General features: G+C 70.4%; 17 protein-coding genes. 11 read left to right on the top strand and 6 right to left on the bottom strand.

What is annotated here, in order from left to right; genetic code table 11:
* The first annotated feature begins 283 nt into the window (after positions 1 to 283).
* From HNQ70_RS17055 to HNQ70_RS17035, 5 genes are all read left to right on the top strand, one after another.
* Complete coding sequence (locus HNQ70_RS17055) at positions 284 to 2,035, top strand: ATP-binding cassette domain-containing protein (protein ID WP_183969899.1); 1,752 nt, start codon at positions 284 to 286, stop codon at positions 2,033 to 2,035.
* Positions 2,028 to 2,954, top strand: a complete 927-nt coding sequence (locus tag HNQ70_RS17050; protein WP_183969897.1) for a prenyltransferase — start codon at positions 2,028 to 2,030, stop codon at positions 2,952 to 2,954. Before HNQ70_RS17055 ends, HNQ70_RS17050 begins: the two co-directional genes overlap by 8 nt.
* A gap of 229 nt (positions 2,955 to 3,183) precedes the next feature.
* A complete protein-coding gene (locus tag HNQ70_RS17045) occupies positions 3,184 to 4,710 on the top strand; it encodes an acyl-CoA carboxylase subunit beta (RefSeq protein WP_183969895.1) in 1,527 nt (508 codons plus the stop codon).
* A 38-nt stretch (positions 4,711 to 4,748) separates the two neighbouring features.
* Entirely contained in the window at positions 4,749 to 5,612 is an 864-nt protein-coding gene (locus HNQ70_RS17040; protein WP_183969893.1) for an SDR family NAD(P)-dependent oxidoreductase, read from the top strand.
* A 64-nt stretch (positions 5,613 to 5,676) separates the two neighbouring features.
* Entirely contained in the window at positions 5,677 to 6,177 is a 501-nt protein-coding gene (locus tag HNQ70_RS17035; RefSeq protein WP_183969891.1) for an SRPBCC family protein, read from the top strand.
* Positions 6,178 to 6,270: 93 nt separating this feature from the next.
* On the opposite strand, the gene HNQ70_RS17030 is transcribed toward HNQ70_RS17035, so the two are convergent.
* The 5 genes from HNQ70_RS17030 to icmF all read right to left on the bottom strand — a co-directional run bounded on the left by HNQ70_RS17030 (position 6,271) and on the right by icmF (position 15,626).
* Positions 6,271 to 7,254 carry a Bug family tripartite tricarboxylate transporter substrate binding protein gene (locus tag HNQ70_RS17030; protein ID WP_183969889.1) on the bottom strand — a complete coding sequence of 328 codons (984 nt, stop codon included), beginning with the start codon at positions 7,252 to 7,254 and terminating at the stop codon, positions 6,271 to 6,273.
* Between the two features lie 83 nt (positions 7,255 to 7,337).
* Entirely contained in the window at positions 7,338 to 9,713 is a 2,376-nt protein-coding gene (locus tag HNQ70_RS17025) for a tetratricopeptide repeat protein (RefSeq protein ID WP_183969887.1), read from the bottom strand.
* Positions 9,710 to 11,536 carry a serine protease gene (locus HNQ70_RS17020; protein ID WP_183969885.1) on the bottom strand — a complete coding sequence of 609 codons (1,827 nt, stop codon included), beginning with the start codon at positions 11,534 to 11,536 and terminating at the stop codon, positions 9,710 to 9,712. Before HNQ70_RS17020 ends, HNQ70_RS17025 begins: the two co-directional genes overlap by 4 nt.
* A 156-nt stretch (positions 11,537 to 11,692) precedes the next feature.
* On the bottom strand, positions 11,693 to 12,325 hold the full coding sequence (locus tag HNQ70_RS17015; RefSeq protein WP_425504380.1) for a pyridoxamine 5'-phosphate oxidase family protein: 633 nt from the start codon (positions 12,323 to 12,325) through the stop codon (positions 11,693 to 11,695).
* A gap of 31 nt (positions 12,326 to 12,356) precedes the next feature.
* Positions 12,357 to 15,626, bottom strand: a complete 3,270-nt coding sequence (gene icmF / locus HNQ70_RS17010; protein ID WP_183969881.1) for a fused isobutyryl-CoA mutase/GTPase IcmF — start codon at positions 15,624 to 15,626, stop codon at positions 12,357 to 12,359.
* Between the two features lie 264 nt (positions 15,627 to 15,890).
* On the opposite strand from icmF, the gene HNQ70_RS17005 reads away from it, so the two are divergent.
* From HNQ70_RS17005 to HNQ70_RS16995, 3 genes are all read left to right on the top strand, one after another.
* Entirely contained in the window at positions 15,891 to 16,676 is a 786-nt protein-coding gene (locus HNQ70_RS17005) for a DUF2189 domain-containing protein (protein WP_183969879.1), read from the top strand.
* Between the two features lie 119 nt (positions 16,677 to 16,795).
* Complete coding sequence (locus HNQ70_RS17000) at positions 16,796 to 17,650, top strand: 3-hydroxybutyryl-CoA dehydrogenase (RefSeq protein ID WP_183969877.1); 855 nt, start codon at positions 16,796 to 16,798, stop codon at positions 17,648 to 17,650.
* Between the two features lie 4 nt (positions 17,651 to 17,654).
* Complete coding sequence (locus tag HNQ70_RS16995) at positions 17,655 to 18,272, top strand: methyltransferase domain-containing protein (RefSeq protein WP_183969875.1); 618 nt, start codon at positions 17,655 to 17,657, stop codon at positions 18,270 to 18,272.
* Between the two features lie 18 nt (positions 18,273 to 18,290).
* Here HNQ70_RS16995 and HNQ70_RS16990 read toward each other — a convergent pair whose 3' ends face one another.
* Positions 18,291 to 18,968, bottom strand: coding sequence for a Crp/Fnr family transcriptional regulator (locus tag HNQ70_RS16990; protein ID WP_425504379.1), 678 nt, complete (start codon positions 18,966 to 18,968; stop codon positions 18,291 to 18,293).
* A 131-nt stretch (positions 18,969 to 19,099) separates the two neighbouring features.
* Here HNQ70_RS16990 and HNQ70_RS16985 point away from each other — a divergent pair, with 131 nt between their 5' ends.
* From HNQ70_RS16985 to HNQ70_RS16975, 3 genes are read left to right on the top strand one after another with little or no spacing between them, the layout of a single operon-like run.
* Positions 19,100 to 19,894, top strand: coding sequence for an ABC transporter ATP-binding protein (locus HNQ70_RS16985; RefSeq protein WP_221302854.1), 795 nt, complete (start codon positions 19,100 to 19,102; stop codon positions 19,892 to 19,894).
* The gene (locus HNQ70_RS16980) at positions 19,894 to 21,855 is read left to right on the top strand and encodes a long-chain fatty acid--CoA ligase (protein WP_183969873.1); all 1,962 of its coding nucleotides are present in this window, start codon (positions 19,894 to 19,896) and stop codon (positions 21,853 to 21,855) included. Before HNQ70_RS16985 ends, HNQ70_RS16980 begins: the two co-directional genes overlap by 1 nt.
* Positions 21,852 to 22,745 carry a branched-chain amino acid ABC transporter permease gene (locus tag HNQ70_RS16975; RefSeq protein ID WP_183969871.1) on the top strand — a complete coding sequence of 298 codons (894 nt, stop codon included), beginning with the start codon at positions 21,852 to 21,854 and terminating at the stop codon, positions 22,743 to 22,745. Before HNQ70_RS16980 ends, HNQ70_RS16975 begins: the two co-directional genes overlap by 4 nt.
* Position 22,746 lies beyond the last annotated feature (1 nt).

Genomic DNA, 22,746 nt, shown 5'->3' with positions numbered 1-22,746 from the left:
GCGTGGAGAGCGAGGTGGTGGCCGACCGGGGCCACGCGGGGGGCATCCCCCCCGGGGGGGGGGGCCGGGGGGGGCCCCCCCGGGGGGGGGGGGGGGGGGGGGGGGGGGGGGGGGGGGGGCGGGGGGGGGCGCCCCCACGGCGAGGCGGGGCGGAATCGGTGCGGAATCTACCCCATGCGCCGCACTGCCGCAATCCCTGGCCATCTGCCGATAATCACATGTGCCCAGTGCATTTTGCGCGGGCTGCCCTCGCGTGCGGGGCCGTTGAAAAGAAAGGGATCCGGTGTCCGGCCTCGATCGCCCCCTCCTGCAGCGCTTCGGCGCGACCGCTGCGCCCTACTGGCGTGGCGACCAGCGCTGGTGGGCGCGCGGGATGCTCGCGCTGCTGCTGCTGCTGCTGCTGGCGCAGACCCTCGCCGCCGTGCTGCTGAACGAGCAGACCGGCGAGTTCACGTCGGCGCTGGCCGCGCGTGACGCCGACCGGTTCTGGGCGGCGATCCGGCTGTGCATCGTGGTGTCGCTGGTGGCCGCGCCGGTCTACGCGCTCTACTTCTTCGTGCGCGACACGCTGGGCATCCGCTGGCGGCGCTGGATGACCCACCGCTTCCTGGGCGCCTACCTGGCCGACCACACCTTCTACCGCCTGAACGCCGCCGACGACATCGACAATCCGGACCAGCGGATCGCCGAGGACATCCACACCTTCGCCCAGCAGTCGCTGTACTTCCTGATGGTGGCGCTGGGCGCGCTGATCCAGCTGCTCGCGTTCACCGGAGTCCTCTGGTCGATCTCGCGCGAGCTCGTGTTCTTCCTGATCGCCTACGCGATCGCGGGCACCGCGCTCACCACCCTGGTGTTCGGCAAGGCGCTGATCGGGCTCAACTTCCTGCAGCTGCGCCGGGAGGCCGACTTCCGTTTCAGCCTGATCCGGATCCGGGAGCACGCGGAGGCGATCGCCCTTCATCACGGCGAGGCGCGCGAGTCCGGTCAGGCCGGCAGCCGTTTCCAGGCGGCCTTCGACAACTTCCGCAGGCTGCTGCGCGCGCAGCTGAACCTCAACCTGTTCCAGTACGTGTATGCGTTCCTGACGGTGGTGCTGCCCAGCGCGATCATCGCGGACCGGGTGCTCTCCGGCGAGCTGGAGGTGGGCAGGGCGGTGCAGGCTGCGGGCGCGTTCGCGGCGATCCTCGGCGCGCTGACGGTGATCATCGACCACTTCGAAGGACTGAGCCGCTTCGCTGCCGGCACCGAGCGCCTGCATGCGTTCGCGGCGCGGCTGGGCGTGGACACGCGGCAGGGGGCGGGAGCAGGGGCGCCGACCCCGCCCATCGTCATGCCACAGGCCGGCGCGATCGAGGCGGTGCGGGGTCCGCGCCTCGCACTGGAGCATATGACGCTGGAGACCCCAGGGCACGAGCGTGTGCTGGTGCGGGACCTCTCGCTGGCCGTGGAGCCGGGTGCGGGCCTGATGATCGTTGGCCGCAGCGGCGGCGGCAAGAGCTCGCTGCTGCGGGCGATCGCCGGCCTCTGGGACGCCGGCGGCGGGCGCATCGTGCGGCCCGGCCCGCGCGAGATGATGTTCCTGCCCCAGCAGCCCTACATGATGCTGGGCAGCCTGCGCAGCCAGATCACCTATCCGGACGGCGAGGCGGAGGTGCTCGACCAGGACCTGCTGCGACTTCTCGAGCGCGTGAACCTCGGCGACCTGGCCGCGCGTTTCGGCGGCCTGGACGCCGAGCTCGACTGGGCGAAGGTGCTGTCGGTGGGCGAGCAGCAGCGGCTCGCCTTCGCGCGCGTGCTGCTGGCCGAGCCGCGCTACGCGATGCTCGACGAGGCCACCAGCGCGCTCGACGTGGCCAACGAGGCGGGCCTCTACCGGCAGCTGGCGCAGTCTTCGATCACCCCGGTGAGCGTCAGCCACCGGCCCGCGCTGCTCGAGTACCACAGCGACGTGCTCGAGCTGGACGGCCGCGGCGGCTGGCGGCTGCACCCGGCGGGGTCGTACCGGTTCGACGGCGACCGAATCGATGACTGAGGCCGCCCGGCGCATCCGTGCCGGCTGGCGGGTGTGGCTCGCCGCGACCCGCCCGGCGTTCCTGGGCATCACTGCGGTGGCGGTGCTCGTCGGGCTCGCGGCGGCCGCTTCCGAAGGCCTCGCGTTCGATCCGCTGCGCGCGCTGCTGACTCTGGCCGGCGCGCTGCTGGTGCACGCCGGGGCCAACGTGGTCAACGACTTCCACGACCGGCATGCCGACGCCGGCAACGAGGACCGTATCGCGCCCTTCACCGGCGGCAGCAGGACGATCCAGGACGGCATGCTCGGTGCGCGCACCGTGGCGGTCTATGGCTATGCCTTGCTGGGTGGCGGGGCGCTGGCGGGGGCCTGGCTGGCGCTGGCCGGCGCGCCGCAGCTCTGGTCGCTCGGCGCCCTGGGCCTCGGGCTGGCGATCGCCTACTCGGCGCCGCCGCTGCGACTGTCCGGGCGCGGCCAGGGCGAGTGGGCGATCGCGGCCGCCTGGATGCTGATGGTGGTCGGCAGCGACCTCGTGCAGCGTGGCGGATGGTCGCTGCGCCCGCTCGCGGCGGGAGCGCCGGTGGCGCTGCTGGTGGCCGCCATCCTGCTGGCCAACGGCTTCCCGGACCGGCGCGCGGACGCGGCGGCGGGCAAGCGGACGCTGGTGGTCCTGCTGGGGCCGGCACGAGCGTCGTTCGTCTACCTGGCGATGGTGCTCGCGGCGCACGGCTGGACGGCGGCGATGGTCGCCGCCGGCGCGCTGCCGCCCGCGGCGCTGGTGGCGCTGGCGTCACTGCCCTGGTCGATCGCGGCCGCAGCGCGGCTGATCGCCTGCGCGGACCGGCAGCCCGTGCAGGCGCTGCGCCCCGCGCTCGCCCGCACCATCCTGGCCGCGCATGCGCACGGCCTGCTGCTGGCGGCGGGGCTGGTGGTGGGCTGAGCGCCCTTGAACGAGTGCCGCCTCGCATCCGACCCGGCGCACGGTCTCCGGCCGGCACTCAGGGGGAACGCTCGCGAACCCGCAGCTCTCTTTCCGGACTTCCGACGCTACCGCGCGCGGCCGCCCGGTCCTAAGCTGATCGGCTGCAGGGCAAGCCGCCGGCTGCCGGGACGCTGGACCGGACGCAGGCCGGTGCATCGGCCCGAAGACAGGCACGACGGTGGAAACCATGACGAACGCAGGTGACGCACCGGGCATGCGCCCGGACCTCGAGGCGGTTCTCGACGCGAAGCGCGCGCTTCAGGACGAGGCCCGGCCGCAGGCGGTCGCGCGCCAGCATGCGCGCGGACGGATGACCGTGCGCGAGGTGATCTCGAAGCTCGCTGACGAGCGTTCCTTCGTCGAGTACGGCGGCCTGGCCAGGCCCGCGGTCGAGGGCATCGACGGCCCGGCTGACGGCCTGGTGATGGGCACCGCGAAGGTGGGCGGGCGCCCGGTCGACCTGGTGCTGTACGACTACACGGTGCAGGGCGGAACGCAGAGCGCGATCAACCACATGAAAATCAGCCGGATGTTCGAGCATGCGCTCAGGCATCGGCTGCCGGTGATCTGCTGGCTCGACGGCGGGGGCGCCCGCACCCACGACATGACGCTGATGGCGCGCGGGCGCGCATCCACCTTCGTCACTTTCGCGCGGCTCTCCGGCGTGGCGCCGACCATCGGCATCGTGCCCAGCCGGGCCTTCGCCGGCCATGCCAACCTCGCCGGCATGTGCGACCTGCTGGTCGCGGTGCGCGGCTCGGCGATGGGGCTGGCCGGCCCGCCGCTGGTGGAGGCGGCGATGGGCGTCCGGCTTACGCCGGAGGAGATCGGACCCGCCGAGGCGCACGTGGCCTCCGGCGTGATCGACCTGCTCGCCGAGGATGACGCGCACGCCATCGAACTGGCCAGGCGCTACCTGTCCTACTTCGGGCCGGACGAGCCGCCCGGGGAGGCGCCGGACCCCCTGCCGCTGCGCACGATGATTCCCGAGAATCCGCGCCGCGCCTACGACGTGCGCAAGGTGATCGCCCACCTGGCTGACGTCGGCAGCAGCTTCGAGATCAAGCCTCTGTACGGCAAGTCGGTGGTCACGATGCTGACCCGCTTCGCCGGGCGCAGCGTCGGCGTCATCGCGAACCAGCCGATGCAGTCGGCCGGCGCCATCGACAGCGCGGCCTCGGTCAAGGCGGCGCGCTTCGTGCAGATCTGCGATGCCTACGACATCCCGATGCTGCTGCTGTGCGACACGCCGGGGCTGATGGTGGGCCCCGAGGCCGAGAAGACCGGACTGGTGCGCCACAGCGGCCGGATGCTGTCGGCGATCGCCAACGCCACGACGCCGATGATGACCGTGGTGCTGCGCAAGGCCTACGGGCTGGGCTACTACATCATGGGCTCGCAGCCTCTGGACCCGGCCATCCTGCTGGCCTGGCCCACCGCCGAGTACGGCGGGATGGGGCTGGAGGGCGCAGTGAGCATCCTGCACAAGCGGGACCTGGAGGCGATCGCCGATGCCGCCGAGCGCGCCGCGCGGCACCGGGAACTCACCGCACGACTCAAGGAGGAACATCGGGCGATCGAGACCGCCGGCAAGTTCATCTACGACGACGTCATCGACCCGGCCGACACGCGAGAGCTGCTGCTGCGCACGCTGGAGACGCTGCCGCCGCCGCCGCCGCGCAGCCAGCGCAAGCGGATCATCGAGCCGTTCTGACCGGCGCCGGCCAGCGCCACGAGACCGAGGGAGGATGCATGAGACTGGAAGGCAAGACCGCAGTGATCACCGGAGGCGCCAGCGGCATGGGCCGCGCGACGGTGCTGCGCTTCCTGGCAGAGGGCGCCAGCGTGGTGATCGCCGACTACAACGCGGCCACCGGCGCCGAGACCCTGGCGATGGCGCAGGCGCAGGGCCATGGCGGGCGGGCGCGCTTCATCCGCACCGACGTCGCGAAGGAGGCCGACGTCGAGGCGATGCTGGCCTGTGCGCTGGAGCAGTTCGGCCGGCTCGACGTGCTGTTCAGCAATGCCGGCGTCGGCGGCGCGATCGGGCCGGTCACCGACATCAGCGTCGAGGCGTTCGACTACACGATGGACGTGCTCGCCAAGAGCGTGTTCCTCGGCATCAAGCACGCGGCGCGCATCCTGCAGCGGCAGGGAGACGGGGGCAGCATCATCAACACCGCGTCGATCGCGGGCCTGTCCGGCGGCGCCGGCCCGCTGGTCTATTCGGCGGCCAAGGCGGCAGTGATCAACATGACGAAGTCGGCGGCCATCGAACTTGCTGCCGACCGGATCCGCGTCAACGCGATCTGTCCGGGGCTGATCTGGACGCCCCTGGTCCACGCCGGCCAGACCGAGCGGATGGCGCCTGTGTTCGAGAATGGCCAGCCCTGGCCGGAGCGCGGCGAGGGCGAGCACATCGCAGGTGCCGTGCTGTTCCTGGCCACCGACGATGCGCGCTTCGTCACCGGCGAGGCACTGGTCGTCGACGGCGGGCTGACCGCCGCCGGGCCCGACATGGGCGGGCGCATGGGCTGGCCGTCGGGGCGCGGTGCAAGCGTCGCGGGCTTTACCCGCGGTTCCACCGGCGAGCCCCCGCAGCTGCGGCGGCTGTAGGCCCGATGCCGGTCTTCATGCGCAGGCGGGGCGTGTCCGCAGGCAACCCAAGCGAGGAAATCCGATGAGCGAAGAGAATATCGAGCCGAGCACGATCCGGCGCGTCGAAGGCGGTTTCGAGGGGCGCCTCGAGCGTGTCTACGAGCACGACCCGGCAGCCCTCTGGCGAATGCTGACGGACCCGCAGGCGCTTGCGCAGTGGCTCGCCCCGGGAACCATCGAGCTGCGCGCCGGCGGCGCGGTGCGCATCGACTTCGCCGACAGCGGGACGGTCATCGACAGCACGGTGCTCGCGCTCGAACCTCTCCGCCTGCTGGCATATTCATGGAGCAGCGGTGAAGAGCCCGAGCGCCCGTTGCGGTGGGAACTGCACCCGGTGGAGAAGGGAACGCGGCTGATCCTGACCGTGCGCACTCCCGCGGGCGAGGATGCATCGAAGGCGTGCGCGGGCTTCGATGCCCACCTCGACATGCTGGCGGCGGCCCTGGAGGGGGTTCCGGTGAAGTTTCCCTTCGAGCGCTATCTCGAGGCCAGGCGCCACTACCAGCAGATGCTGGCGCAGTAGCCGGAACCCGGTGCCGGGCCGGCACGGTCCGGCTCAGCATCTGCGCGACGTCTGCGCGACGTCTGCGCGGCGCCGCGCACTACTCCGGCGCGATCAGTCCAGCTGCAGCTGGCGCTCGCGGATCAGCTTGTGCCAGACAGCGGTCTCGCGCCTGACGAAGGCCGCGAGCTCGTCCGGCGAGGACGGCGACACCTGCAGGCCGAACGTCTCGAGCGCGGCCTTCGCCTGCGGCTCGGAGAGCGCGGCGCGCATCTCTCGGTTCAGGCGGGCGACCACGTCCGCAGGCGTGCCCTTGGGCACGTACAAGCCCAGCCAGGCGGAGACCTCGGCGTTGCGAACGCCCGCCTCGGCGATGGTCGGCACGTCCGGCAGCTGCGGGATGCGCGACTTCGACAGCACCGCCAGCGCCTTGACCTTGCCGGCGCGGATCTGCGCCAGTCCGCCGGCGGTGTCGACGATCATCATCGGCAGCGTGCCGGCGATCACGTCCTGGATCGCCATCGCGGTGCCGCGGTAGGGCACGTGGACGATGTAAAGGCCGGCGCGCTCCTTGAACAGCTCCATTCCCAGGTGGTGCGGGCTGCCCGCGCCGGGAGATGCGTAGCTGAACTTGCCGGGGTTGGCGCGCGCCTTGGCGATCAGGTCGCGAGCCGACTGGATGCCGCTGGCGGGATCGGCGACCAGGATCAGCGGAAAATTCGCCATGAAGCCCACCGGCTCGAAGTTCGTGGGGCTGTAGGGAAGCTTCCGGTACATCGCCGGGTTGAAGACCATCGCGCCGTTGTCGCCGAAGACCAGCGTGTAGCCGTCGGGCGCGGCGCGCGACGCGAGCTCGGTGCCGATGATGCCCGCCGCGCCCGGCCGGTTCTCGACCGCGATCGTGGTGCCGAGCAGCTTCGCCATGCGCGGCGCGGCCTGGCGCGCGAGGAAGTCGGAGCCGCCGCCGACCGGGTAGGGGACGATCCAGCGGACGGGCTTCGAGGGGTAGGCCTCGGCCTGGGCTGCGAAGGGCAGGGCGCCGGCGAATGCGCCGGCGGCGAGGGTTCTCAGGGCCGCACGGCGAAGAGGATTGTGCATTGCACCATTATATCGCCCGCCTCTGCACCCCTCCATGCAGCCGGTTCACGGATCGGGCCGGGCGAGGGCGCCGTGGCTGCGAATCATTCGGGGAGACTGGATGCGGCGGTCAGGCCGCCTGCAAGCGCCTGGCTCCGCAGCTGCCGTGCCGCCTGGGGGTCGAGCCTGCGCAGGCGTTGATAGAGCGGGCGCGCGCCGCCGGCATCGCCCTCCATCAGGTGGGACAGGATCGAGATCGAAAGGGCAGGCGCCAGGTCCGGCTGGCGGGCCAGAACGGTGGCCGAATGCCGGCGGGCGCGGCCGGGCTCGCGCGCGGCCAGGTACGCCTGCGCAGCATAGAGGTGGGCATCGAGAGACTCGGGCGCGAGCGTCAGCCCCTTCTCCAGCGCGGCGATCGCTCGACCGGCGTTTCGGTTGCGCAGGTGTGCGTGGCCCAGGTTGATCCACGCGTTGGCGCGCTCAGGATCGATCGCCACCGCCCGCTCCAGAATCGTCACCGCCTCCTGCGCAGCGCCCTGCAGGATCCGCAGATAGCCCTGGCTGCTCAGCGCATCCACGTTGCGAGGCGCCACTGCGAGCGCGCGTTCGAGGTACTGCTGCGCCCTGACCAGGGCGCCGCTGCGGCCATGGAAGGCGGCGATGTTCACCAGGAGCCCGTCGTTGCGCGGATCGTCCGATTCGGCCCGGTCGAACACGCGCTGAGCCTCCTCGCGACGGCCGGTGCGCCCGAGCAGGTCTCCCCACGCCGCCAGGTCCGCGGTGAGCGAGCCGCCGAGGGTGTCCAGCCGGTGGTAGGCGGACAGGGCGGTGGTCGCATCGCCCGCCGCCACGGCGTTGGTCGCCAGCGATCGCCAGGCGCGTGGATCGTTGCCGGTGGACTCGGTGGCCAGGCGCGCGTCGGCCAGCGCTCCCGAGCGGTCGCCGCGACGCGAGCGCAGCGCCGCCCGCTCGATCCGTGCCTCGATCAGCCGCGGGTCCAGGCCGAGCGCGCGATCGAGCGCGCTGGAGGCCTCGTCGTCGCGTTTCATCCTGGCCAGCGCCATGCCGAGCTTCTCCCAGCCTTCGGCGAGGCCGGGCGAGCTCGTCACCGCCTTCCGGAAGGCATCCTCGGCCACCGCGTAGCGCTGGCGGTTGAAGTCCGCAACCCCGAGGGCGACCATGGTCCTGGCGTCGGTCTGCGCGCCGCTGCGTTCGGCGAGCGCGCGGTGTGCCGCATCCGCCTTGCCGCCGCCGGCCAGCAGGCGTGCCAGCGCCTCCCGGCTGGCCGCGTCGCGCTCGTTCAGGCGCACGGCGGCGCGGTAGGCGCGGATGGCCTCGTCGGCGAGGCCGAGCCGGGAACGGGCATCCCCGAGGATCGCCCAGTTCCGATGATCGCCGGGCTCGATCGCCAGCGCTCGCTCGGCTTCGGCTAGCGCTTCCTCGAACCTGCGCTGCCCGATCCGCCAGCCGGCGCGCGCCAGGTGTACGCCCGGCGACGCGGGCAGCAGCTCGAGCGCTCGGTCCATTGCCTGTTCGGCCTGCGCCGTCCGGCCAGCCTGGTGGAGCACCACCCCGAGGTAGTGCCAGGCATGCGCCATCCGGTCGTCCAGCCGCAACGCCTCCCTGGCCGCCTGTTCGGCCGCTTCGGTGCGCCCCTGCTGCAGCTGCGCCGCGGCCAGCGCCATTCGCGCGCGTGCGGCGCCGGGCTGCGCCGCGACCCAGTCGCGCGCAAGCCCCTCGAGCTCTTGCCAGGCTCCGGCGGCCTCGAGCGCCTGCGATCGCTCCAGCCAGCGGGGCTCGGGCGAAGGCGGCGGCTCGACCAGGACCGGCGGACGGCCCCGGGCCGACAGCTCCCGCGCCCAGCCGGCGGGCAGCGCGATGTTCAGGTCCTGGCCTGGGCCGAGCGCGCCGGTGGTGATGCCGACCAGCCGTCCCTGGGCATCGAAGAGGCCGCCGCCGCTCGAGCCTGGCGACAGCACCGCGCTGGCCAGGAGCACGCGTTCGCCCTGCAGGGTCGCAAACGCAGTCACCAGCCCGCTGCTCACCGACAGCCCGAAGCCCAGCGGATTGCCGACCGCATGCACCCGCTCCCCGGGGACCACAGCGGACAGGTCGCGCAGTCCTGCCGGCCGCCCGGCGGGCTGCTGCGTCTCCAGCAGACAGAGGTCGCGCGAGGGGTCCTGAAGCGTCCAGCGGGCCGGATGGGTGGCCGGACCCGAGACCACCTCGATCCGGGCGGCGTCTCGGATCACATGGCAATTGGTGACGATCCGGGTCGCGTCGAGCAGGACACCGCTGCCCTGGCTGCCACGCCGGCCGTCCCCTGCGTGGCCGATCACCGTGACGACCGATCCGGAGACGCGCTCGAACACGGCGCGCGCCTCGTCCTGCTGCGCGCGCAGCGGCGCAGGGATCGGCATCAGCGCGGCCAGCAGCAGCGCGGCCGCTCCCGGCAGGCGGCGGTCCGGCAGCAGGCTCACCGTCCGCCCTCCGTGTCCTGGTAGGGCGCGACGGTCGCGCGATAGCTGCGCTCGGCTGCGTCCGCGTCCAGCGCACGCAGCTGGCCATGCGCGCGAAGCACGTCCTGGCGGCGTCCCGCAGCGTGATACTGGTCGATCAGCAGCGCCCAGGCGCGCGGCTGCTTCGGCTCGATGGACAGAGAGCGCTCCAGCGCGGCGATGCTGTCTTCGGTCCGGGTGAGCGCTGCGCTGGCCATGCCCAGCTGGCGCCACGCGCCAGCGTCCCCTGGCCGCTCGGCGACCAGCTCGCGGTCCAGCGCGAGCGCTTCTTCCAGGTGTCCGCCGTCCTTGAGCGACACTGCGAGCCAGAAGCGGCGCTCTGCAGCGCCGGGCGCCAGCCGCACCGCCTCCCGATGCGCCGCGATCGATTCTGGAAAGCGATGCAGCCGGTGGTGCAGCCGGCCCAGTTCGCTCCATGCGAGCGAAGGATCCGACGGCCCCTTCGCGAGGCTCTCGCGCATCGCCTCGACAGCGTGCGCCGGCCGATCCAGCCGGGCCAGGACGAGCGCCTTCCAGAAAAGCAGGTCGCCGCTCTCGATGATCGCAGCGGGGGCATCGGCGATCGCCCGCCACGCGCCTGCCGGGTCTGCTGCGAGCAGGTGGGCCTCCACCAGCCGCCAGCGCAGCGCCGCGCGGTCCGGCTGCAGGCGGACCAGCAGCCGCCAGCCGTCGATCGCCGTCGCGTGATCGCCGCGTTCGCGCGCCAGACCGATGGCGCCCTCGTGCGCAGCCAGGTTCCAGGGGTCGAGCGCCAGGGCCTTGTCGTAGGCCTCGCGGGCCCTCGCGCCGTCCCCTTCGGCATGCAGCGCCCGCCCGAGCAGCGCCCAGGCGTTGGCATCCTCGCCGTGGCGTGCCAGCAGCTGCTGCAGCACGTCCCGGGCCGCCGCCGGATGCTGAAGGCGCAGCTGCGCCCCCGCCAGGCCCAGGCTTGCGGCAGCGGAATCAGGATTCCGTGCGAGCGCCTCGCGCCAGGCACGCGCCGCGGCGGGCGCATCGTCGCGCAGGGAGGCGGCGATGGCCGACCAGCCCCAACCGGCGGCGTCATCGGGGCGCAGTTGCGTCCACTTGCCGGCCAGGGTGGCCAGGGCCTGGGCGTCGCCGGCGCGCAGCAGGCGGGGGGCCTGGTCGCGCAGTTCCTGCAGGCGGGCGTCCCGTTCGCTGCGCGCTTCGATCTGCGCGATAGCCTCCGAACTCACTGCGAAATTGAGGTTCTGTCCCGCGCGCAGCCGATAGTCGATGATGCCGACCAGGCGGCCGCGTGAATCGACGAGCGCGCCGCCCTCGGCCCCGGGCGAGATCGGCGCGGTGAACTGCAGCAGTTTCAGATCCCCGCGCTCGCGGATGCCGGAGACGATCCCTTCGGAGATCCCGAGGCCCAGGCCCAGTGCGTTCGAGATCGCGTGGACGCGATCGCCTGCGCGGGGTGGCGCGGCGCCGGCCGGCGCCATCGGCAGGCCGGCGGTCCCGCGCAGGGCTGCCGATTCCAGCAGGCAGAGATTGCGCTGCGCGTCCCGGGCCACCACCTGCGCCGCTCCTTCCTTGCCGCCGACGCCAAGCCTGAGCGCATCGCTGCCGTCGAGGCTGGCGCAGGCGCTCACGAAGCGGCCATCGCCCAGCGAGACCGCGGTGGCAGCGCCGAGCCTGCGCCCCTGCAGATCGAGCGCTTCCAGGACCGCGACAGAGGGGCTGGCGCTCTCGAAGATCTCGACGGCATCCGGGGCCGCCGCAGCGTGCGCGGCGAATGCGAAGGCGAGCGCAGCGAGGCCGCGGAGGGTCGGCGTCAAGTCGGGCTGCGCGGTCCGTGCGGACTCGCGCCGGGCAGGCGATTGCGGAAGATCGTCAGTCTATCGGAGCCACCGTGACCGGGGCGTGACCTGCTGCCGCCTCGCTGCCGCGATGACCTCGTTCCCATGGCCGGCGGCCCGCGAGGATCCGGAGGTTCAAGGCGCTTGCGGAGCTTCCTGCACCGCGCTGTCCGCCTCGGTCCGCGGCGCCAGCCGCGCGATCTCCAGCGGCAGAACCCCGGCCCACACCGGCCAGCCGAGGTCCTCGGCGTCGTCCTTCGGGCCCCAGGCGCGGATCTTCGCCGAGGCTTCGTCCAGCGCCAGCCGCAGCACCGTGGTCGCGTCGAGCTCCTTTCGGGTGACGGGCCGCAGCTGCGCCCAGCGGCCCGGAGCGATCCGCTCCATGAAGGCTTCCAGGCTGCGCAGCTTGGCGGCAGGGTCGTCCACCCGTTCGAAGCGGCCGTAGGCCACCACTGCCCGGTAGTTCATCGAGTGGTTGAAGGCGCTGCGCGCCAGCACCAGCCCGTCGATCAGGCTGATGCTCACGCAGGCCTGGACCTCGGGCAGCGCCTTCATCGTCCGCGAGGCCTTCGCGCCGTGGACGTAGAGGTGGTTCCCCTCGCGCCAGTGCGCGGTGGGGATCGCGTGCGCCGATCCCTCCCACTCGAAGGCGATGGTGCACGACAGCGCCTCGTCGACGATCGCGTGCACCGCCTGCGCGTCGTAATGGGCGCGGGCCGGCAGCCGCCGCACGCGGGTCCGTGCCGACGGCGCGGCGGATCGCTTCACGTCCATGGCCTCGGGTGGCTGCCGCGGCGGCTTACATGCTGCGGCGGTACTGGCCGCCCACCTCGAACAGCGCCTTCGTGATCTGCCCCAGCGAGCAGACCCGCACCGCGTCCATCAGCACCGCGAACACGTTGCCGTTCTCGATCACCGTCTGCTGCAGCCGCGCGAGCATCGCCGGCGTGGCGGCCGCGTTGCGCGCATGGAAGTCGGCCAGCCGTGCGAGCTGGTTCTGCTTCTCCTCGTCGGTGGACCGGGCCAGCTCCAGCGTTTCGGGGGTCTGGTCGCCGTGCGGGTTGCGGAAGGTGTTCACGCCGATGATCGGGTACTCGCCGGTGTGCTTGAGCATCTCGTAATGCATGCTCTCGTCCTGGATCTTGCCTCGCTGGTAGCCGGTCTCCATCGCGCCCAGCACGCCGCCGCGCTCGGCGATCCGCTCGAACTCCGTCAGCACCGCCTCCTCGACCAGCTCGGTGAGCTCGTCGATGATGAACGCGCCCTGGCTCGGGTTCTCGTTCTTGGCCAGGCCCCACTCGCGGTTGATGATCAGCTGGATCGCCATCGCGCGTCGCACCGAGTTCTCGGTGGGCGTGGTGATCGCCTCGTCGTACGCGTTGGTGTGCAGGCTGTTGGCGTTGTCGTAGGTGGCGATCAGCGCCTGCAGCGTGGTGCGGATGTCGTTGAAGTCGATCTCCTGCGCGTGCAGCGAGCGCCCGGAGGTCTGGCAGTGGTACTTGAGCTTCTGGCTGCGCTCGTTCGCGCCGTAGCGCTCCTTCATCGCCACCGCCCAGATGCGGCGCGCCACGCGGCCCATCACCGTGTATTCCGGGTCCATGCCGTTGGAGAAGAAGAACGACAGGTTGGGCGCGAAGTCGTCGATGTGCATGCCGCGCGCGAGGTAGGCCTCCACGAAGGTGAAGCCGTTGGACAGCGTGAACGCGAGCTGGCTGATCGGGTTCGCGCCGGCCTCGGCGATGTGGTAGCCGCTGATGCTCACCGAGTAGAAGTTGCGCACGTCGTGGTGCACGAAGTACTCGGCGATGTCGCCCATCACCTTCAGGCTGAATTCGGTCGAGAAGATGCAGGTGTTCTGGCCCTGGTCCTCCTTGAGGATGTCGGCCTGCACCGTGCCGCGCACCGTGGACACGGTCCAGGCGCGGATCTTCTCGATCTCGTCGTCGGTGGGCTCGCGGCCATTCTGCTCGCGGAACTTGTCGACCTGCTGGTCGATCGCGGTGTTCATGAACATCGCGAGGATGCTCGGCGCCGGGCCGTTGATCGTCATCGACACCGAGGTGGCCGGGTCGCAGAGGTCGAAGCCCGAGTACAGCACTTTCATGTCGTCGAGCGTGGCGATGCTCACGCCCGAGTTGCCCACCTTGCCGTAGATGTCGGGGCGCAGGTCGGGGTCGTGACCGTAGAGCGTCACCGAGTCGAAGGCGGTGGACAGCCGCTTGGCCGGCATGCCCTCGGAGAGCAGCTTGAAGCGCCGGTTGGTGCGGAAGGGGTCGCCCTCGCCGGCGAACATCCGGGTGGGATCCTCGCCCTCGCGCTTGAAGGCGAACACGCCCGCGGTATAGGGAAAGCTGCCCGGCACGTTCTCCAGCAGCAGCCACTTGAGCAGCTCGCCGTGGTCCTCGTACGTAGGCAGCGCCACCTTGCGGATCTTGGTGCCCGACAGCGAGAGGCGGGTCAGCTCGGTGCGGATCTCCTTGTCGCGGATCTTGACCACGTACTCGTCGCCCGAATAGGCCTTGACCATGTCGGGCCACATCGCCAGCAGCTTGCGCGAATGCGGGTCGATGCGCTCCTCGCGCAGCGCGGCCTGCGACTCGAGCGCCTCGAGCGCGTCGCCGCCGGTCTTCGCCTCGGCCAGCATCCGGCGCGACTCGCGCAGCTGCTGTGCCTCGCGGGCCAGCCGGCTCGCCGCCCGGGCGCGTTCCTTGTAGCCGCGCACCGTGGTGGAGATGTCGGCGAGGTAGCGCACGCGCGCCGACGGAACGATCACCACCTGGCTCGACGAGTGGCGGGCCTCGATCCTGGGCAGCCGGCCCTTCGCGGGGTCGACGCGCAGGCCCAGCTCGGCCAGCCTGGGCAGCATGCCCTGGTAGAGCGCGGTGACGCCGTCGTCGTTGAAGCGCGATGCCTGGGTGCCGTAGACCGGCATCTGGTCGGGGCGCTGGTCGAACCGCTCGCGGTTGCGCTGGTACTGCTTGGAGACGTCGCGCAGCGCATCGGCGGCGCCCTTGCGGTCGAACTTGTTGATCGCGACGAAGTCGGCGAAGTCGAGCATGTCGATCTTCTCGAGCTGGCTCGCCGCGCCGAACTCCGGCGTCATCACGTACAGCGTGGTGTCCACCAGCGGCACGATCGCCGCGTCGCCCTGGCCGATGCCCGAAGTTTCGACGATGATCAGGTCGAAGCCTGCCACCTTGCAGGCGGCGATCACGTCGGGCAGCGCCTTGCTGATCTCGCTGCCGGCGTCGCGGGTGGCCAGCGAGCGCATGAACACGTTCGGATGGTTGATCGCGTTCATCCGGATCCGGTCGCCCAGCAGCGCGCCGCCGGACTTGCGGCGGGTGGGGTCCACCGAGATGATCGCGAGCTTCAGCGCGTCGTCGTGGTCGAGCCTGAAGCGGCGCACCAGCTCGTCGGTGAGCGAGCTCTTGCCCGCGCCGCCGGTGCCGGTGATGCCCAGCGTCGGCGTAGTGACGGTGTCGGCGCGCTTGTGGATCTCGGCGCGCAGCGCGGGGTCGGCACGGCCGATCTCCAGCGCGGTGATCGCCTGCGCCAGCGCGCGGCGCGATCCGGCGATCTCGTCGACGGTCTTGGGCGCGTACTGCGCGAGGTCGATGTCGCAGCGGCGCACCATGTCGACGATCATTCCCTGCAGGCCCATGCGCTGCCCGTCCTCGGGGCTGTAGATGCGCTCGACCCCGTAGGAATGCAGGTCCTGGATCTCGGCCGGGACGATCACGCCCCCGCCGCCGCCGAAGACCTTGATGTGGCCAGCGCCGGCCTCGCGCAGCAGGTCGATCATGTACTTGAAGAACTCGACGTGGCCGCCCTGGTAGGAGGAGATGGCGATGCCGTGTGCATCTTCCTGCAGCGCGCAGTCGACGATCTCCTGCACCGACCGGTTGTGACCGAGATGGATCACCTCGCAGCCCTGCGCCTGGAGGATGCGGCGCATGATGTTGATCGAGGCGTCGTGGCCGTCGAAGAGCGAGGCGGCGGTGACGAAGCGCACCTTGTTCTTCATGCGATGGCCCGCGAGCCGCTGCTGGTCGGAGAGGTCGGTCATGGTCGGAGTCCTGCAAGGTGCGCGGCGCGCGTCGGCGCGGCCGCGGGGGTCTTCTGTTCGGGCTTGTCTGCAGCAGTATGGCGGCGCGCGCGGGCGCCGGCAAAGCCTGCGGTTGCACAGCTTGTGGAACATAAATGACGTTAACGTCAACGTCAAACCTGCTGACCGGACTTGCGATTGCCGTGTAGGATTTCCGGCATGGCAGGCGGACGCAAGATCCGTCCAGGCGGTGCCCGGCCGGGCGCCCCGCACAGGAGGACTGACATGGGCAAGGCAGGGCAGCCCGACGTCATCGACGACGACGCGATCGCGCGTGCGCCGTCGGTGCGGACGGTGGAATTCTCGGCGCCGCTGCGCTGGCTGGCGCGCGGCTGGGACGACTTCCGCGCGACCGGCTTTCGCGGCGCGTTCTACGGGCTGGTGTTCGCCCTGATGGGCAGCGCCATCGCGCTGGTCTACGCCACGCGCTGGCAGCTCACCATGGGCCTGACGGCCGGCTTCTTCCTGGTCGGGCCCTTCGTCTGCACCGGCATCTACGAGCTGTCGCGCCAGCGCGCCCGGGCCGAGCCGGTGAGCCTGCCCGCCAGCCTGACCTGCTGGCGGCGCAACCTGGGCGGCGTCGCCTTCTTCGCCGCCATCCTCACTTTCGCGATGATCGTCTGGGCGCGGGTGTCGGTCGTGCTCTTCGCGCTGTTCTCGACCACCGATTTCCCTACGCTCAAGGGCGTGGTCGCGCAGATCGCTTCGCTGCAGAACCTGGAGTTCCTGCTGGTCTGGGGCGGCGTGGGCTTCGTGTTCGCCACCCTGGTGTTCTCGATCTCGGTGGTGTCCATTCCCCTGATGCTCGACCGGCGCACCGACACCATGGTGGCGATCTTCACCAGCGTTCGCGTGCTATTCGCCAACCCCGGGCCGGTCTACCTCTGGGCGGCCCTGATCGTGCTGCTGATCGGCTCGAGCCTGTTGCTCTGGTTCGGCCTGCTGGTGCTCACCGCGCCGCTGGTGGGGCACGCCACCTGGCACGCCTACCGGGAACTGGTCGGCGACTGAACGCGGGCGGAGGGATCGCTTGCGGCGCGGCTGAGCGGGCCTGAGCGGGCCTGCGCGGCTGGTCCGCCGCCGCCGCCCCGCTGTCGTATCCTAGCGGTCTTCGAATCGAGAGGATCGACATGGCCATTCAGACGATCGGCATCATCGGTGCCGGGATCATGGGCAACGGCATCGCGCAGGTCTGCGCGGCTGCCGGCTACCAGACCATCATGCAGGACGTCGCCGAGGCGGCGCTGGAGCGCGGCATCAAGACCATCAACGCCTCGCTGGAGCGCGGCGTTCGCAAGGGCACGATGACGGAGGCCGAGCAGGCCGCGCTGGTGGCGCGCATCCGCACCACCACCAGGGCCGAGGACCTCGCCGACGCCGACCTGGTGATCGAGGCTGCCACCGAGAACGAGACGCTCAAGGTCAAGATCCTGCAGGGCCTCGACCGCATCCTGCGGCCCGGCGCGATCATCGCCACCAACACCTCGTCGATCTCCATCACCCGGCTGGCCGCGGCCACCAGCCGTCCGGAGCGCTTCGTCGGGATGCACTTCTTCAACCCGGTGCCGGTGATGGCGCTGGTCGAGGTGATCAGCGGCCTGCAGACCTCGGAGGCGACCGCGCAGGAGGTTGCTGAACTGGCCCGCAGCCTGGGCAAGACCGCCATCGGCGTGAAGAACAGCGCCGGCTTCGCGGTCAACCGCATCCTTTGCCCGATGCTGAACGAGGCGATCTTCACGCTGCAGGAGGGCATCGCCTCCGCCGAGGAGATCGACGCGGGAATGAAGCTCGGCTGCAATCACCCGATCGGCCCGCTCGCGCTGTGCGACATGGTCGGCCTGGACACGCTGCTGGCCGTGATGAACGTGCTCTACACCACCTTCAACGACCCCAAGTACCGGCCCGCGACGCTGCTGCAGGAGATGGTGGACGCCGGGATGTATGGCCGCAAGAGCGGCCGCGGTTTCTACTCGTACGCGAAGTAGCGAGATGGCCGGCCCCGGCGTCGATTTCTGGCAGGAGCGCTTCCAGGCCGGGCAGACGCCGTGGGACCGCGGGGCTCCCAACCCGCAGCTGGCCGACTGGGTTGCGGCGGGCGTGCTCGCGCGCTGCCGCATCCTGGTGCCGGGCTGCGGTTCGGGTCACGAAGTTGCGGAGCTCGCCCGGCTGGGCTTCGACGTGGTCGGGCTCGACTACGCGCCCGCCGCGGTGGAGCGCACCCGGGAGCGCCTGGCCGCGCTGGGCCCGGCCGGCGCTGCAGCAAGCGTCGTCTGCGCGGACGCGCTCGAATGGGAGCCGTCGGCGCCCTTCGATGCGGTCTACGAGCAGACCTGCCTGTGCGCGCTGCACCCGGACCACTGGGTCCGCTACGGCCGGCAGCTGCATTCCTGGCTGAAGCCTGGCGGGCGGCTGTTCGCGCTGTTCGTGCAGATGCTGCGTCCCGGCGCCGCCGAGGGCTTCATCCAGGGGCCGCCCTACCACTGTGACATCCACGCGATGCGGGCGCTGCTGCCGGAGGCGTTCTGGCGCTGGCCCAAGCCCCCCTACGCGCGGGTCGAGCACCCGGCCGGGATGGCGGAACTGGCCGTGGCGCTGGAGCGGCGCTGAGCGGGCGCCGCGCCGGCCTCAGGCCCCGAAACTGCGCAGCCCGTCCAGCGAGAGCACGGTGATCGAGCCGTACTCGACTGCCAGCAGCCCCTCCCGCTCCAGAGTCTGCAGCGCCTGGTTCACGCGCTGGCGCGACAGTCCGGTGAGGTAGCCGAGCTCGCCCTGCGAGATTTCCAGCTTCGGGCCCAGCCCCGGGTACAGCAGCCGGTTGAACATCTCCGCCAGGCAGCGGGCCACCCGGGCGTCCGGGCCCAGCAGCCGGTCGAACTCCACGGTGGCCACGAACTGGCCGAGGCGCTCGTTCAGCTGCAGCAGCAGGAAGCGGTTGAAGGGGATGCTGGTGTCGAGCAGCCAGCGGAAGGTGCGCTGCGGCATGCCCGCGATGCGGCTGTCGCGCATCGCGACCGCGTCGTAGCGGCGCGGCTCGTCCTTGAGCAATGAGCCCTCGCCGAACCAGCCGCCCGGCGGCACGCCGATGAAGGTCACCGATTTGCCGTCGGCGGACATGCTGCTCACCTTGACCAGCCCGTCGATCACGCCCAGCCAGTGCTCGATGGGTTCGCCCTTGCGGCAGACGAAGCCGCCGGCCGGGACGCTCCATTCGGTCATCTCACGCCGGACACGCGTCTGCTGCGCCGGCTCGAGCCGCGTCATCCAGGAAGCGAGTGCGAGGAGTTCGTCGAGCGAGCGGGTCACCTGGGGGAGCGCTTTCCCTGAGTTTGTCTCACGGATGACAACTATACCGGCTTGCCTCGCTTAGACTCTTTGCGAGAGAGGGGCGGCATGAACCGCCCCCCTGCCTCGATCACGGGGTGCGGGAGGAGACATTGCAAAGCGAAACGACGCCCATCCTTCAGGCGCGCGACATCTCGCTCAGGTTCGGCGGTGTGCAGGCGCTGACCGAGGTCGGTTTCGAGGTCCGGCCCGGTGAGCTGTTCTCGATCATCGGGCCCAACGGCGCGGGCAAGACCTCGATGCTCAACTGCATCTCGGGGCGCTATTCTCCGACCAGCGGCAGCGTGCTCTTCAAGGGCCGCGACATCACCCGGCTCACGCCCAACCAGCGCGCCACGCTGGGGCTCGGGCGCACCTTCCAGAACCTGGCGCTGTTCGGGCACATGAGCGTGCTCGACAACATCATGGTCGGGCGCCATCACCTGCTGAAGAACAACTTCCTCACCGGCGGCCTCTACTGGTTCGGCGGCGCGCAGCGCGAGGAACTCGAGCACCGCCGGCACGTCGAGGACATCATCGACTTCCTCGAGATCAGCCACATCCGCAAGTCGGTCGCGGGCACGCTCTCCTACGGGCTGCGCAAGCGGGTGGAGCTCGCCCGCGCGATCGCGGTGCGCCCCGACCTCATCCTGCTCGACGAGCCCATGGCCGGCATGAACCTCGAGGAGAAGGAGGACATGGCCCGCTACATCGTCGACCTGAACGAGGAATGGGGCATGACGGTGATCATGATCGAGCACGACATGGGCGTGGTCATGGACATCTCGCACCGCGTCATCGTGCTGGACTTCGGTCGCAAGATCGCCGACGGGCTGCCGGCCGAGATCATGGACAACGAGCACGTCAAGCGCGCCTACCTGGGCGTCGACGACGACGAGGCGGCCTGATGGAACCCGATTACGGCAACGTCGTCCGCTACGACACCTTCCCGAAGCTGCTGCTGCACAACGCCGAGGTCTGGCCCGGCGAAGTGGCGATGCGCGAGAAGGAGTTCGGCGTCTGGAACGAGTTCACCTGGTCCGACTACCGCGACCGGGTCCGGGAGATCGCGCTGGGCCTGCTCGCGCTGGGCGTGAAGCGCGGCGAAGTGGTGGGCTTCATCGGCAAGAACCGGCCGGAGATGGTCTGGAGCGAGCTCGCCGCCCATGCCATCGGCTGCATGTCGCTCGGCATCTACCACGACGCGATGCCCCAGGAGGTCGCCTACCTGGTCGACTACGCCGAGGTGCGGGTGGTGCTGGCCGAGGACGAGGAGCAGGTCGACAAGCTGCTCGAGGTGGCCGAGAACTCGAAGAGCATCGAGAAGATCGTCTATTTCGATGCGCGCGGAATGCGCAAGTACAGCGACGATCGACTGCTGGGCTGGGAAGAGCTCCGGACCATGGCGGCGAAGCTGGATGCCCACGAACCCGGCCGCTTCGCCGAGGAGGTCGAGAAGGGCTCGGGGCAGGACGTGGCCATCCTCTGCACCACCTCGGGCACCACCTCCCACCCCAAGCTGGCGATGCTGCAGGCCGGGCCCTTCCTCGGGCACTGCGCGGCCTACCTGAAGGTGGACGAGAAGCTGCCCACCGACAACTACGTGTCGGTGCTGCCGCTGCCCTGGATCATGGAGCAGATCTACGCGGTGGCGCAGCCGCTGATCTCGCGGATCACGGTCAACTTCGTCGAGGAGCCCGAGACGATGATGGCCGACCTGCGGGAGATCGGCCCCACCTTCGTCCTGCTCGCGCCGCGCGTCTGGGAGCAGATCGCCGCCGACGTCCACTCGCGGATGATGGACGCCACGCGCTTCAAGCGGAAGATGTTCGACCTGGGCATGCGGCTCGGGCTCGAGGCGCTGGCGAAGGGCCGGCGTTCGAAGCTGGCGGAGCTGATCCTGTTCCGGCCGCTGCGCGACCGGCTGGGTTTCAGCTTCCTGAAGTCCGCTGCCACCGGCGGCGCGGCGCTGGGCCCCGAGACCTTCCGCTTCTTCCAGGCCATGGGCGTGCCGCTGCGCCAGATCTACGGGCAGACGGAGCTGGCCGGCGCGTACACCATCCACCGCATGGGCGACGTCGACTTCGACACGGTGGGCCTGCCCTTCGGCGACACCGAGCTGCGGATCGACCAGCCCGACCCCAACGGCGTCGGCGAGATCGTGGCCCGGACCGCTGGAATGTTCCTCGGCTTCTACCGCAACGATGAAGCCACCCGCGCCGACGTGCGCGACGGCTGGATGTACACCGGCGACGCCGGCTACTTCAAGCCGGGCAGCGGTCACCTGGTGGTCATCGACCGGGTCAAGGACCTGGCGGTCACCTCGACCGGCACCCGCTTCTCGCCGCAGTTCATCGAGAACAAGCTGAAGTTCTCGCCGTTCATCGCAGAGGCGGTGATCCTCGGCAACGCGAGGCCCTATCTCGCCGCCATCGTGTGCATCCGCTACTCGATCGTCTCGAAGTGGGCCGAGCAGCGCGGCATTGCCTTCACCAACTACACCAGCCTGTCGTCGCAGCCCGAGGTCTATCGGCTGCTGCGTCAGGAGTTCGAGAAGGTCAACGCCACGCTGCCCGAGGCGCAGCGGGTGCACAAGTTCGTGCTGCTCTACAAGGAGCTCGATGCCGACGACGGCGAACTGACCCGCACGCGCAAGGTGCGGCGCAACGTGATCGCCGAGAAGTACGCCGACATCATCGACGCGATCTACAGCGACACGCCGGTGGTGCACGTCGACACGGTGATCCGCTTCCAGGACGGCACCATCTCCCGGATCCAGACCGACCTGGTGCTCGAGAAGCTGCTCGAGGCCGGGCCCGCCGCCGGGCAGCCCGCGCGGCAGCCGCAGCACGCAGGAGCCAAGGAATGAACACCGATCTTCTGACCCAGCTGCTGGTCAACGGCGTGATCATCGGCACGCTGTACGGCGTGGTCGCGATGTGCTTCGTGCTCATCTACAAGTCCACGCAGATCGTCAACTTCGCGCAGGGCGAGTTCCTGCTGATCGGCGCCTGGACCTGCTGGTGGCTGCTCACCAGCATGGAGGTGCCGTTCTGGCTCGGCTTCCCGCTCACGCTGGCCTTCATGGCCGTGTTCGGCGTGCTGCTGCAGGTGATCGTCCTCAGGCCGCTGATCGGCGAGCCGATCATCTCGGTGATCATGGTCACGGTGGGCCTGTCGATCTTCTTCCAGGCGATGATGAAGTGGATGTTCGGCGTCTGGGCCAAGCCTTTCCCGGAGGTGTTCGGCACCAAGTCGATCAACGTGCTGGGACTCAACGTGCAGACGCCCTACATCCTGTCGATGGGGGTGTCGCTGGTGATCATGGTGGGCTTCGCCTGGTTCTTCAAGTTCTCGCGCTTCGGCCTGGCGATGCGCGCCACCGCCTTCAACCAGCAGGTCGCGCAGAGCCTGGGCATCTCGGTGAAGAGCGTGTTCGCGATGGCCTGGGCGATCTCCGCGGTCGTCTCGGCGCTGGCCGGCGTCGTCGTCGGCATGGTCAACGGCGTGTCGCAGGCGCTTTCGTTCTTCGGCATCAAGGTCTTTCCGGCGGTGATCCTCGGCGGGCTCGATTCGATCATCGGCGCCATCGTGGGCGGGCTGATCATCGGCGTGCTAGAGAACCTGGCGGAGTTCGTCGACAGCCAGTACCTCAACTGGGGCAACCTCTACTCGGTGGCTCCCTTCTACGCGCTGATCGTGATCCTGATGGTCAAGCCCTACGGGCTGTTCGGCACCAAGCAGATTGAGAGGATCTAGT

The sequence above is a fragment of the Quisquiliibacterium transsilvanicum genome (genome assembly GCF_014202215.1).
Taxonomy (GTDB): domain Bacteria; phylum Pseudomonadota; class Gammaproteobacteria; order Burkholderiales; family Burkholderiaceae_E; genus Quisquiliibacterium; species Quisquiliibacterium transsilvanicum.
The sequence above is the reverse complement of the archived record's forward strand: the minus strand, read 5'-3'. Positions and strand labels throughout refer to the sequence as shown.